Genomic DNA, 12889 nt, shown 5'->3' on the forward strand with positions numbered 1-12889 from the left:
TTGATACCAAGCTTGAAGGGTTAAATAATAGAATCGACAACATTGAGGAAACCATTCAAAAAAACCAAGATAATTTTCAAAGACGTCAAAAAGCTCTTGTTAAAAAATATTCTATGTATGAGTCAACTATGAATTCTTTAAATGGACAAATGGATTATGTTTCTGCAGCATTGTCTTCTTTGGACGGAAATAAATCTTAATGGAGGGGTGTTTAGTTGAGTTGGCAAAAATATGCGAAGAATAAATTAAGTGATCCTTACGAATTGACTGTAAAACTTTTTCAGAAGTGCATAAATAACATGAGGTTAACAAAAGAGTTTTTAGAAACTGGGCGAGATAATGAAGCGGATATGAGGTTGGATAATACATATATGATTCTTCATGAACTTATCCTGAGTAATCCAATTACTCTCCCTGAATTGAAAGATGATGTTAATCATATGTATTCGGTCTGCATTAGAAGTGTAGAAAAAATAAAGCAAGAGAGGAATGTATCTCATTGTGATAGTATCATCTCTGTAGTTGAAGACATCTTAGAGGCATACAGAGGAGTGAAGCAAAAAGATGAGGCACGAACTTGATAATTTCTTGTTTGAAATAGAGGAACTCCTAAAAGGAGAAGATCAGGAGAAATTAGATCGTAAATTAGAGCAATACCAAGTGTTTTTGAGGTCAATAAACATAAATAGTTCAAATGCTGAAATCATGAGAGATCATTCAAATAAAGTAAAAGAAGTGTTTGAGAAGATAAGAGAGAAAAAAGAAGGAATCAAAAGGATTACTCTACAGGAAACAAAACAGAATAACGTTGTTAACCGTTTTTCTAGATATGAATGAGTCGATATTCGACTCATTTTTTATTTGAAAAAAAGGAGGTACCTAGATTTTAAACATAATTAATTAATTGGAGGGATGTTTAAATATGTCTAGTTCTTATATGGGTTTTATTCAAGGGGTAATGGATGCTTCGGTACTTAAGCGGAAAGCGGTAGCTAATAATATTTCAAATTATTCTACGCCAAATTTCAAAGCCGCTAAAGTCGATTTTGATGAATTATTTGCTCAAGAAGCGAAACAAAGTATTAAGTCGACTAATACTAAGCACATTAAGTCTTTTGGAGTTCAAGATGGGGTTGTTTCGATTGAAAAAGACCACTCTACCAAAGCTAGAGTAGATGGGAATAATGTGAACTTAAATAATGAAATGATTGAAATGGTGAAGAATAATCATTTGTTTAACACTACTGTTCAAGCCATTAACAAAGAATTTAAGTTACAGAAAACGGCTCTAGGAAAAGCATAAAGGGGGATGTAAATGTTTAGTACGATAAACACAATTGGTTCAGGGATGACTGCCAGTCAAGAGAGGTTAGAGGTTACATCCAATAACATCACAAATATGGACACAACAAGGACAGCTAACGGAGGTCCTTATCATCGCCAATCCGTTTTACTCGAATCTAAGGAGAGTTTTGACAGTATGTTCAATAAGACGGTTGGCTCAGGCGTAGAGGTTAAAAAAATCGTTGAGGATCCAAACGAACGTCTTGAATATGACCCGAAGCATCCAGATGCTGATGAAGAAGGTTACGTACACTATCCTGAGATTAACATTGCTGCTGAAATGACTGATATGATGCAAGCTCAAAGGTCTTATGAAGCAAATGTTACTGCTTTTAATGCTGCTAAAAAAGTAATGCAGAAAACACATGAAATCGGAAGGGTTTAATAAGAGAGGAGATTTGAGAATTCATGAAAATAAATAGTTTGCCTCAGCAACCTATATTTAATAGCTCTTTAAACAAGGAAGTTGAGAAAGGTAATGATGGGAGATTATTCGATAGTTTATTAGATTCTGTCAAAGCAATGAACCATACACAAATAGAATCAACGAACCAGATGACTCAAGTGATTAAAGGTGAGTCGGATGATACACATGGGGCGTTAATTGCGTTAGAAAAAGCAGATATGCAGTTGAGTCTTGGTGTTACGGTAAGAGACAAGCTCATCCAGGGATATCAGACGCTAATGAATATGCAAATATAATTATGGGATGTGTTAGTGTATGGAAAAATTAATAGAGAGATGGAAAAGTATAAGTTCTAATCTTAGGATCGTAATTTCTGTTGCAACTATTGCTGTAATAGGTTTTATTCTTGTATTCATGTTAAATAAACCTGCCCCATACGAAGTGCTGTATTCGGGTTTATCAGAAACCGATATGAGTGCAGTTGAAGATTACTTATCTACTGAAAAGATTGATTATACTGTAGCTGAATCAGGGACGATATCGGTTCCTACTGGAAATAAATCATTAATAAGAATGAACGTAGCAAAGGAAGGGTTTTTGCAATCAGACAATGCTGGTTTCAGTCTTTTTGATGAAAGTAGTATCGGAGCTACTCAAGAAGATAAGGCGGTTAAATATCAACGCGCGTTGAAAGGTCAAATTGAAAGAGATCTGATCATGGCGTTTTCAGATATAGAGAAAGCAACTGTACAAATACCTAAAACAGAAAAGCAATCAATTTTTGAGGATAATCGCGTCGATTTAAAAGCCACGGTAGCATTGAAAACTAAAAACGGTGTTAAGTTGAGTGAAGAGCAAGTAAGGACAATACAGAACTTTGTATCTGGTCCTGTGCTTCGATTGAATCCTGAAAACGTAAAAGTGTCCGACTCAGAAGGTAGACTTTTATCTGAATTCCATGAAGATGACTCTTCGAAAAGTTTAACTAAACAGAGTGAAATTCTAGCACAAACTAAGCAACGTATTTACAACGACCTTATGAATTATTTATCAACAGTATATGGTTATGAAAATGTTGCTGTCACAGTAAATGCAAAAATTGATTTCGATGAAATCGTACGAAATACTGAAAAATATGGTGATGGTTCTCTTGTTAGTAATCAAAAGAGAAACGAAAAGACCAGGAAAGTAGACAATCCTGAAAATCAAGAACCTGGGACTGATAATAATGGTGAGGTTCCTAATTATGAAATCGAGGAAATAGAAGGCGACACTGTTTATTTACAAGATAAAGAGGAAATCATTGAAAATTTCGAAGTAGACAAAACGGTAGAAACAATAAAAGAACATCCTGAATTAACGAATGTGAATGTCTTAGTTAAAGTGAATGAAGACTTAAATCAAGATGAAGTGCAAAACTTACAGATTGATATGGCAGTAGCTGCAGGTCTAACAGGAGACGGAGAAAACGGCAAATATAATAATGGGTGGGTAAGAGTTAGTGACGGTGCATTTGCTCAAGATACGAAAGTGGATCCAATTAAAGATGTAAAAGAAGTAAAAGAAATACCACTTCATGTTGAATACCGAATGTTGATTTTATTGGCGTCCGCAGTATTGTTACTGCTCGTTGCAATTATATTCTTTGTAATAAGACGTAGAAATAAAAAGAGATTAGAAAGTATGAAGGAAGAAGAAGAATTACAAGAAGAAGAGGCACAATCATCGATCGAATTTGACCTAGAAGAGGAAGATGAAGAAGTAGAGAATTCAGGTAATTCGCAAGAGATGTTAAACGCACTCCAAAGTAGTCAAGAGAAGCTAGAAATAGAGAGATTGACTGAGAAACAAAGGTCGCTCCAAGAAGCAGCTAATGAAGCAGCGAAATCAAATCCTAAACAAACTGCAGAGTATCTGAAAAGACTACTAAATGAAAGGTGATAACAAATGGCTGAAGATAATCAATTAAAAGGTATTGACAAGGCTGCCATTCTTGCGTGTTTCTTGCCTATTGATACGGCTAAAGAAGTTATTCAACACTTAAATATTTCAGAGCAGGAAGAATTGGCGAAAGCGGTAGCAAAAACACAAGAGTTAGATATTGATAGCGTTCAAGAGGCTGTGAATGAGTATGTAATCTTTAATCACGGAACATTAAATGGAGCTTTTAATGGCGGGGTTCAAAGAGCTATGGAATTGCTTAAAGATCATCTTTCAGATGATGAGTTAGATTCGATTATGGCTAGGTTGTACTCGAATAGCAAGCAACCGTTTAGTTCGTTGAAACACATAAAGGATGTGGGTGCGCTTCTCCCACTCCTTCAAGGTGAAGACTCTCAATTTATTGCAGTAGTTGCTACCCACCTTAAGCCTGCATTGGCTGCAGAGTTACTAATGGCTTTGCCTGAGGAAAAAATGACAGCAGTTGGTGAAGGTATCTCTACTATGGGGCAAATCAACCCTAGTGTGTTACAGGAAATGGATAGCTACCTTTCTAAGAAACTTGAAAACTTTATGACTGATGATACAAATACCACCGATGGCGTAAAAAATATCGTAAATATATTAAATAGTGTCACTCGTTCTACCGAAAAGAAATTCTTTGAACAACTGGACAGTCAAAATCCAGACCTTGCAAAGATAATAAGAGAAAATCTATTTGTGTTTGAGGATATTGCAAAACTGGATACTCGTTCTCTTCAAACGGTTGTCATGTCTATTACGGATAATGAGTTGATAGCTAAAGCTCTTAAGACGGCAAGTGAAGAGTTGAATGAGAAAGTATTGCAAGTGTTACCTAGTAAGAGAAGAAAGCTTATGGAAGAAGAAGCTGAAGGTCTTGGACCAATTAGAAGAACTGATGCTGAAGAAGCGCAACAGGAAATTGCTAATATCGTCAAAGAGCTAGAAAGAAAGAAACAGATTGTAATTCAAAGAGGTGAAGGCGATGTCATCCTTTAACAAAGGGATTTTGACCAATAGTGTAAGAATCTCTGAAAAGCCCGTTCATGTAAGTGATCGGGCTATTAATAATGAGTCGGATTTTAAAGAAGCTTATATGAAACATTATCTCGAAGAGTCTAAAAGAAGAATTGAAGAAAAAGAACGAGAAATCAAAAAAGAAATAGAACTGAAGCGGGATCAAGTATTCCAGGAAGCATATGAAGAAGCAAAGGAAAAAGCAATTCTAGAAGCTGAGCATACTGTTAGGGAAAAACTAGAAAACGAATATAGTGAAAAAATAAGTGCAGCAAATAGCATGTATAGTGATGCGGAAAATCATTTGAAAACTGTAATAGAGAATGAAGAAAGTATGAGGGAAAGGTTTAAGATTGAGAATGAGGAGCACTATGTAAAATTCGCTTTTGCTCTCTCTGAAAAAATATTAAACCAGTGTATTGATAGAAACTTAATTGATGTGGAAAAAGTTTTTGAAAGTGCTGTTTCACAAATTAAACACGAAACAAAACAAATATTTGTAAGAGTGAACCCTAACGTTCATATGAAGTTGAATTTAAATGAAAAGATAAAGTTAGACAGTCGAATTTCATTGATTAGTGATTTGAATGTTAAAGATTATGACTTTGTTATAGAGACGGATAGAGAGTTTTTGGATGTTACTATCGATACACAAATTAAGACTGCATTAGATATTGCTAGGAGTGTTATTGATGATAATCGAGAAGGTTAAAGAACAACTGAAAGATAAAAGGTTGAATGAATCATTTGGACAGGTAGAGGTAGTAAATAATGAGTTCCTAATAAGTAAAGGACCTATTTGTAAGATAGGTGATATTTGCGAAGTAGGACAACAGAAAAATTTATGTGAAGTGATATCCATCCGAAATAATATGATTTATTTAATGCCTTTATATTCACTAAAAAATGTAGTTAGTGGTGACAAAGTAAAAGTGAAAGATATTCAAGTTCAGCTCCCTGATGTCAATAAACTTTTAGGAAAAGTGATTAACGGAATGGGGGAGAGTTTGACCGAAGGTTTGGAACTTGAGAGTCTTAAAAAAACCAATTGTGAATTAGACAATGATCCTTTGAATGCTATGGATAGAAGTAGGATTGATACTGTAATCTCCACAGGAGTTAAAGCGATTGACACTATGACAACTATTGGTGAAGGGCAAAAACTAGCTGTTTTTGCAGGTTCGGGTGTTGGTAAGTCAACACTCTTAGGCATGGTTGCGAGAAATGTAGAAACAGACATCAATGTTATTGCGTTAATAGGAGAGCGGGGGAGAGAAGTTAAAGAATTCATTGAAAAAGATTTGGGTTCTGAGGGCATGTCCAGGTCGGTAGTAATAGTTTCGACTAGTGATGAAAAGCCACTCCTTCATATAAAGGCTGCTCAATTGGCAACAAGCATTTCTGAAAAATTCAGAGATCAAAATAGAAAAGTGATGTTAATGATGGATTCTGTTACAAGGTATGCGCTAGCGAGAAGAGAGGTAGACATCGCAAGTGGAGAGATACCAATCAATGGTAAGACGATTAGTATGGAGCCTTATATGCAAAGGCTTATGGAAAGAGTGGGTAAATCTAATGGAGGTTCAATAACTGGGATATACACAGTTCTAGTTGAAAATGATGACTTCAATGGTCCCATTCCGGATATGGCGAGAGGTATACTTGACGGTCATATAATCTTAAGTAGAGAACTGTCTGAGAGAAATCAATATCCTGCTATAGATGTAATGGCGTCAATTTCAAGAGTTATGAAAGATATAGTCGACCACGAACAATGGGAATTGGTCCATCTCGCCAGAAAGTATATGTCCATATATAAAGAGAACGAAGACTTCTTTAAGATTGCTGATATTAAGCCTGGGCAAGACAAGGATTTGGACATAGCTAGGTATTTGTATCCTCGACTTCAAGAATTTTTATCTCAAGGGATAGACGAACATGTTGGGTTCTCGGAAGCGCTTGAAGGGTTAAAAGGGGTAATGAAATGATGTATAAGGAGAAGTACAAAGCTGTAGCTCTACAGCAAAAGATTAAAGAGCGAGAGAAGATGCAAGAAATTGCTGAATTAAATAACGAACTGAAAGATGTTGAAGAAGAACTAACCCGCTCTAAAATGAACGTAGAAAATTTCTACGACAGACTAAAAAGAGGTGGAAGGGTAAGTTCTTCTTTTTTAGGTGTTCAATCTGATCCCTTAATGAATTTGAAAAGAGAAAAGAAGATGAACGCTATTCAACAGTTGATATTAGATAAGAATAAAGAGCTATACAAAATTCAAAAAAAGCTCGAAAAAATCAATGCTTTGGAAGAGGATAGAGAGAAAACTTTTTATGAAGAAATTAGAAAGAAAGAAGAAAAAATGGTGGAAGGGATAAAAGGAGTGATGAAACATAAGGGTCGTTAAGGGAGGGTTTGAAAATGAGTCCTGTGAATTCTATTGTTATACAGCCTCATAAACCAACTAGTAATACTAATTCTAATAATGTAGATAGTAAGGGTAAAAACGACAGGGAGTCTAAATTCGATAGCCTTGTAAATTTGATGAAAGTAAAAGAGAAAGCTCTAAAAAATGATAAGGGTTCCGTTGAAGAAAATGATAAGTCTCAACTAGAAGGGGCTAAATTAGACAAGCAAAATCGTGAAGAGCAAGATGAAGGCGAAGTGTTAGTCGGTATAAACCTATTAGGGACAAAAAGCTTAGGTTTTAATGACATCTCCAAGGAGATAAGAGCCCTTTCAAAAGAGAAACAAGAATTAGTCTCAAAAATCGTTAACAGTGACGATTCTATCTCTAATAAGTTATCTAAAATTCTTTCAGAATTAAACTTTTCGAAGGTAAGCTTCCCAGCAAGTGATAATAAAGATCACAAGCAATTGATACTAAAATCGCTTGAAGGGATTAAAAATGCATTAGATGGTACTAATGGCAAGATTGAAAATAGTTCACAAGTTACTAAAGGGATTAAAGAAGTTAATGAAATTAATGGTGTTAGCCAAATAAAACAAGATAAGAGCAATAAAAATGACGCTATTCCAATCAAGCCTTTCTTAACAAAAGAAGGGGAGAAGCAAACAAACCCTATTGAAAGGTTGTTAATAGAGGTCAAAAATAAGAAAAAAGAAGTAACTGCTGAAACAATAAAACAAGTAAATACGCAAAAACAGACAAATGTGCAAATTAATCAGAGTGAAAAACCAAAATATCATAACGTTGTAGATCAGTTGAAAGTTCACCTTGAAGGAAGAACAAAAGGTAAGGCTGATTTAATGGAAAAAACAAATTCCAGTTTATCATTGGGTTTCAATAATGCAGAGCATGAGGTGAAAATTGATAAAGTTGCTAGCACCAAGGGAGTTAAACAAATTATTTCTAAAGAAATGAATTCAATATTTAATTCTCCAAATGTTAATGCGTCTAAAAAGTTAACTTTCATGATTAATCAACAACAGATGGGTCCTCTACAAGTAGAAGTTGAAAAAAGTAATAATACGATTCATTTGAAGGTGAGCCTAGAAGATCGTGTACATAAGCATAAGGTTGAAATTCTAATGCAAGAAATGAAAGAAGATATGAAAGAACGAGGGGTCAACGTAGAGTACGAGGTTAATAAACAAGATAGAGAATCTCGTGAAGAAAAAAGAAAGGAACAACTCCAAAATGCGAAGAACAGGAACAATGAGAATGGTGATGATGGTGAAGAATTTCAAGAAAAGCTAAGTGAAGTTATAGGGGGTAAATAGATTGCAAATTAGTAGTGCGATGAATCCGATAGGGTCATCTCAGTTAAAAAATAATGAAGGTACCGTGGCTTCTTCTAGTAATAGCTCTGGAATTGAAAAAGATGGATTTTTGAAAATGTTAATGGCTACAATTACAAATCAAAATCCACTGGAGCCTATGAAAAATAGCGACATGATGGCACAGATGGCACAGATGACTCAAATAGAACAAATGATGAAAATGGAAGAAGTCGTAAATAAAATGCATGAAAGTGTAGCTGGTTCGCAACTACAACAAGCTGCAGGGTTTATAGGTAAAAGGGTTGAAGCATATGCGCAAGATGGTTCTATGATTAATGGAGAAGTTAGCAGTGTATCTAGGGTAGACGGAAAGCTAAAAATAAAAATTAATGAAGATTCTAGTGTGTTGGTAGATCAGATAAAAAGAATTTATAAATAGGTTGGGGGACGAAAATATATGATGAGGTCATTAGCAATTGCTAATACAGCAATTAAATCAGGACAAGATGGGCTTGGAGTGACAGCAAATAATATTTCAAACAGTAAAACAACTGGGTTTAAAAAACAAACAGCAATGTTTGAAGATCTAATGTATCAAAACTTTGGTGCAGCAACAGCTACAAATGAAAAGTATGCAGGTAAAAATCCTGTTGAGGTTGGTAATGGTTCAAGAATGGGGTCGATAGCGGTAGATTATAGTCAGGGAAATATTGAATCGACTGGTCGAAAAACTGACATGGCGATTGCTGGTAATGGTTTCTTTGTAGTCGGGGACAGTGAAGCGAATGACCGTCTATTCACAAAGAGAGGTAATTTCCAGATTTCTGAGGACTATAATCTACAAACAACTGATGGTCAGTATGTACTTGGTTGGAATGTTAACGAAACAACAGGTGAACTAAATACAGGTTCCCAATTAAATCCTATTCGTTTGGGGATTGGGGAACTTTCAACTCCTTCCAAAACGACAGATATGAAGTTTTCAGGGAACCTAGATATCTCTTCTCCAGTTGGAGAGGTTTATGGTATTCAAGTGCCAACTTACGATAAGTTGGGAGACAGACATGACATGGATTTGAATTTCGTAAAGACTGCTTCAGATACGTTTAGATATGTAGCTTCTCCTGCAGATCAATTTGCAGCTTCTAGCAGTATATCGGATGCTATCCTACATACTTCTGAGCCTGTCGCTTCTGCTTTGCAAAAAGGGGATTATACAATTGATACTGTCGCAGGTGGTGTACCTGGAACGGTAGACATTACGGTTAATGATCCTTTAGGTAATCCTATTTTGACTAAGAATGTTAATGATGTTGATCAAAAAGTAGAGCTAACTGATGCTTCAGGCGAACCTTGGTTTACTGTCGACTACGTAGGTGGCGGATCTCCGTCTAGCGCAACTTTCCAGGTATCTGAAGTTGGGGATGTAACATTTGATACTACTAACGGTAAAATAGCTTCTATGACGGGTTCTGGGATAGGTGGAGAACCAATGTTCAGTTATAATTCTTTAACTACTGGACAACCGGTAGATGTAAATGTTGATATCAATTCCTTAACTGCATTTTCTTCTGCAAGTAGTGTGCGAATGACAGAAGGTAATGGAATGCCCGCTGCTGTCCTTAATGACTTCACTATTGGAGATGGTGGTGTAGTTACAGGTTATTACAATGATGGTTCGATTAAAGATATTGCGCAACTTGCAATGGGAGGTTTCGCTAACGAATCTGGGTTGAGTAGGTCAGAAGGTGGTTACTTTACTCCATCTGCTAACTCTGGTGAAGCTGAAATAGGTGCGTCAGGTGTAGGAGACAGAGGGGAGATTATCGCCATGTCTCTAGAAAATTCCAATGTTGATATTTCCAAAGAATTCACTGATATGATTAACCTTCAGAAATTGATTCAAGCTGGAACGAAAATATTTAGAGTAAGTGATGATTCTTTAAACAGTATTTTTGGAATGGTGAGATAAAGAAGGTTCCAAAGTTGAATTAATGTATCAAAGGATAGATAGTCTGTTTCTGACTACTATCCTTTTTTATTTGCATTTTCATTGATTTATGGGATTTATCCTAGTATAAAAGTGATGATTTGGAGGTGGTAGAGTGATCGCTTTACATCGAATCGACAGAGATAAAGAGTTGTTTTATTTGAATCACAAGTTGATACAAAGAATAAAAGTAACTCCTGAAACCCTCCTTATATTAGAGGATGGGAAGAAGATATTAGTTAGCGAAAAACCTGAAGAAGTCATCAAATTAATTATCGAATTTGAAGCGAAGGTTATTAGCTTTTCTAATCTTATTCAGGAAGAGGGGGGTCTTTGACGACTCTCCTTTTTTAATGTCAAACAAGGATTTTGAAAAGAGGAGGAAAAGCAAAATATCATAAATAAATAATTATAATGAACTTTCGAGGTGATTATTTGTCCAATATAGATATCAATTCCCTATATGGTGTTCCCGTAAAAATGGAGTTCGAGATAGGTAGAGCAACGAGAGATCTAAGTGAAGTGCTCCAGTTTAAAAAAGGGACGGTTATTCGTCTGGAATCTGAAAAGGGAGTCATACCAATTTATCTGAATGGTGAATTGTTTGGTCAAGGGGATGCATGGAAGCGGGATGGAGACCGCTATGTTGCGTTCAACAAAGTCGTAAAGAGTAGGGAGGAACAGGATTGAGTTATACGTTTCTCATTTGTGATAATAATGCTGTTTATCGTTCACTACTTAGAACCGTGTTAGAAAGAGACGGAAATATTGTTTTGGAAGTAGAAGATGGAGAACAAGCCATAGAGGTCTATGAAAAGAGGCTCAGTGAAAATAAGAATATTGATGTAGTATTTATGGACTACACATTATCAAATATGAACGGTATTCAAGTATTCAATGAAATTAAGCTAAAAGATGAAAAAGCGAAACTTGTATTGTTTACAAGTAAAAATAATAACGACCTACTAATAGTAGAAGCGATGAAAAGTGGTATACAACATTTTCTAAGCAAGCCATTTAAAAGTGAAGAAGTTTACAAAGTGATTGGAAAATTAATAGCTTAATAGGAGGTGTATTGGGATGGCTGATATTGAAAACTTAAAAAAAGCAGGTTATCAAAGATATGATTTTGATAGACCAGATAAATTCACTCACGACAACTTGAACAGTTTGGAGTCTATTGCAAATGTTTTCGGTAGGAATTTTTCTCAAAACTTCTCCGCATTTTTACGCCTTCCAATAGAATTGCAGTTCGTTTCAATAGAACAGGTTCCATTTGGTTCTGAGTATCTAGAAAAGATGCCTAGGGATGAATATGTTTTTTGTTCCGTTAACGTTGGTGAGAAAGACCAAATGCTTTTGGAGTTTGAGCTGGGCATGGTAATGTCTATTCTTCGAAAAACGCTAGGTGGCTCTATCGGAGAAATAAGCAAGGTACAAAAAAATATAACAGAAATTGAAAAGATATCAGTAAAACACTGGATCAATGAGCACTTGTTTAAGCAGTTAAGAGAAGCGTTTCAGAACATTGCTGAATTCAGTTTCAGTATTGATGAATTAGAAACAGATCCTCAATATGCAAAAGTAACTGTGCCTACTGATATGATCGCTCTTATTACTTTTGATGTCTATCTAGGTACTGAAAAAACAAGGATGAGAATGTGTATACCTTTTCTCACAATTGAGCCTATTCAAGATAAATTAACTACAGAAAACGTTCAATACAAGGAAGGAGAAACGTCTGAAGAACAACAAACTTATCTTGTTGAACATGTGGGAAGAATGGAACAAGCTTTGGAGGTTGAGTTAGGTCGCACTAAAGGGACTCTAAAACAATTAATGGATTTGCAGGAAGGTAATTTTATTGTCTTGGATTCATACGAAAAACCTCTTATCGGCTATGTAAAAGGAAAACCCATATTTGAATGTGCTCCTGGGAAAGTAGAAAAGAAAAAAGGTGTAGTGATTTTAGGAACGACATTCAAAGAAGGAGGGAATGAAGATGAGTAAAGACAAAGAATGGTTTTCTCAAGATTTTATAGATGGGTATTTAAAAGATTCTAAAGAAGGTGCTGGGCTCGATGAAGGCGCAAGTCCAATTAGTTTAGAGGAGTTAGAGGGGCACTCATCAGAAACAGCAGAAGATCATGGTTTGGAGTTACTATATAACATCCCGCTTGATGTAAGGGTTCGCTTTGGGACGGCTTATAAACACATAAATGAAATCCTCAAGATGAAAGATGGTTCAGTAGTCAAATTAGATAAATTTGCAGGTGAGCACGTTGATGTACTCGTTGGGGAGAGGGTCGTTGCAAGAGGTGAAATTATGATCCTTGAAGAAAATTTTGGAGTTAGAATTACCGAGATTGTTCCTCCTCAAGATATGTTGAAATATCTAAAAGAATCGATTAAGTAAGCGAGGGTAAATA

Annotated in this window: 19 protein-coding genes; all 19 read left to right on the forward strand. The window is 35.6% G+C overall.

Annotated features, from left to right (window positions below):
• Window positions 1-200 (forward strand): hypothetical protein (locus ACXAEY_RS21345; RefSeq protein ID WP_474814937.1); only part of this gene is annotated, 200 nt, incomplete at its 5' end.
• A gap of 15 nt (window positions 201-215) precedes the next feature.
• Window positions 216-581, forward strand: a complete 366-nt coding sequence (locus ACXAEY_RS21350; protein WP_474814938.1) for a flagellar protein FliS — start codon at window positions 216-218, stop codon at window positions 579-581.
• Window positions 565-837: a hypothetical protein gene (locus tag ACXAEY_RS21355; protein WP_474814940.1), complete on the forward strand. Its 273-nt coding sequence runs from the start codon at window positions 565-567 to the stop codon at window positions 835-837. The genes ACXAEY_RS21350 and ACXAEY_RS21355 overlap by 17 nt, the downstream gene beginning before the upstream one ends.
• Window positions 838-922: 85 nt before the next feature.
• Window positions 923-1303 carry a flagellar basal body rod protein FlgB gene (flgB, locus tag ACXAEY_RS21360; protein ID WP_474814942.1) on the forward strand — a complete coding sequence of 127 codons (381 nt, stop codon included), beginning with the start codon at window positions 923-925 and terminating at the stop codon, window positions 1301-1303.
• A 12-nt stretch (window positions 1304-1315) separates the two neighbouring features.
• A complete protein-coding gene (gene flgC / locus ACXAEY_RS21365; protein WP_474814944.1) occupies window positions 1316-1729 on the forward strand; it encodes a flagellar basal body rod protein FlgC in 414 nt (137 codons plus the stop codon).
• Between the two features lie 23 nt (window positions 1730-1752).
• Window positions 1753-2046 (forward strand): flagellar hook-basal body complex protein FliE, encoded by a 294-nt coding sequence (gene fliE / locus ACXAEY_RS21370; protein WP_474814946.1) that lies wholly within the window; start codon window positions 1753-1755, stop codon window positions 2044-2046.
• 19 nt (window positions 2047-2065) lie between these two features.
• Complete coding sequence (gene fliF, locus ACXAEY_RS21375) at window positions 2066-3691, forward strand: flagellar basal-body MS-ring/collar protein FliF (RefSeq protein ID WP_474814948.1); 1626 nt, start codon at window positions 2066-2068, stop codon at window positions 3689-3691.
• 6 nt (window positions 3692-3697) lie between these two features.
• On the forward strand, window positions 3698-4711 hold the full coding sequence (locus ACXAEY_RS21380; protein WP_474814950.1) for a flagellar motor switch protein FliG: 1014 nt from the start codon (window positions 3698-3700) through the stop codon (window positions 4709-4711).
• Window positions 4698-5441 (forward strand): FliH/SctL family protein, encoded by a 744-nt coding sequence (locus ACXAEY_RS21385; RefSeq protein WP_474814952.1) that lies wholly within the window; start codon window positions 4698-4700, stop codon window positions 5439-5441. The genes ACXAEY_RS21380 and ACXAEY_RS21385 overlap by 14 nt, the downstream gene beginning before the upstream one ends.
• On the forward strand, window positions 5422-6717 hold the full coding sequence (locus tag ACXAEY_RS21390) for a FliI/YscN family ATPase (RefSeq protein ID WP_474814954.1): 1296 nt from the start codon (window positions 5422-5424) through the stop codon (window positions 6715-6717). The genes ACXAEY_RS21385 and ACXAEY_RS21390 overlap by 20 nt, the downstream gene beginning before the upstream one ends.
• On the forward strand, window positions 6717-7133 hold the full coding sequence (locus ACXAEY_RS21395) for a hypothetical protein (protein WP_474814956.1): 417 nt from the start codon (window positions 6717-6719) through the stop codon (window positions 7131-7133). The genes ACXAEY_RS21390 and ACXAEY_RS21395 overlap by 1 nt, the downstream gene beginning before the upstream one ends.
• A 14-nt stretch (window positions 7134-7147) precedes the next feature.
• The gene (locus ACXAEY_RS21400; RefSeq protein ID WP_474814958.1) at window positions 7148-8470 is read left to right on the forward strand and encodes a hypothetical protein; all 1323 of its coding nucleotides are present in this window, start codon (window positions 7148-7150) and stop codon (window positions 8468-8470) included.
• A gap of 1 nt (window position 8471) precedes the next feature.
• Window positions 8472-8909 carry a flagellar hook assembly protein FlgD gene (locus ACXAEY_RS21405; RefSeq protein ID WP_474814959.1) on the forward strand — a complete coding sequence of 146 codons (438 nt, stop codon included), beginning with the start codon at window positions 8472-8474 and terminating at the stop codon, window positions 8907-8909.
• A gap of 18 nt (window positions 8910-8927) precedes the next feature.
• Window positions 8928-10442 carry a flagellar hook protein FlgE gene (locus ACXAEY_RS21410; protein ID WP_474814961.1) on the forward strand — a complete coding sequence of 505 codons (1515 nt, stop codon included), beginning with the start codon at window positions 8928-8930 and terminating at the stop codon, window positions 10440-10442.
• Between the two features lie 133 nt (window positions 10443-10575).
• Window positions 10576-10797 (forward strand): flagellar FlbD family protein, encoded by a 222-nt coding sequence (locus ACXAEY_RS21415; RefSeq protein WP_474814963.1) that lies wholly within the window; start codon window positions 10576-10578, stop codon window positions 10795-10797.
• 77 nt (window positions 10798-10874) lie between these two features.
• Entirely contained in the window at window positions 10875-11150 is a 276-nt protein-coding gene (locus tag ACXAEY_RS21420; RefSeq protein ID WP_474814965.1) for a FliM/FliN family flagellar motor switch protein, read from the forward strand.
• Window positions 11147-11524, forward strand: coding sequence for a response regulator (locus ACXAEY_RS21425; RefSeq protein WP_474814967.1), 378 nt, complete (start codon window positions 11147-11149; stop codon window positions 11522-11524). Before ACXAEY_RS21420 ends, ACXAEY_RS21425 begins: the two co-directional genes overlap by 4 nt.
• A 16-nt stretch (window positions 11525-11540) precedes the next feature.
• On the forward strand, window positions 11541-12470 hold the full coding sequence (locus ACXAEY_RS21430; RefSeq protein ID WP_474814969.1) for a flagellar motor switch protein FliM: 930 nt from the start codon (window positions 11541-11543) through the stop codon (window positions 12468-12470).
• Window positions 12463-12876 carry a flagellar motor switch protein FliN gene (fliN, locus tag ACXAEY_RS21435; protein WP_474814971.1) on the forward strand — a complete coding sequence of 138 codons (414 nt, stop codon included), beginning with the start codon at window positions 12463-12465 and terminating at the stop codon, window positions 12874-12876. The genes ACXAEY_RS21430 and fliN overlap by 8 nt, the downstream gene beginning before the upstream one ends.
• The last annotated feature ends 13 nt before the right edge of the window (window positions 12877-12889 follow it).

It is taken from the genome of Anaerobacillus sp. ABA4_114, from assembly GCF_056159065.1.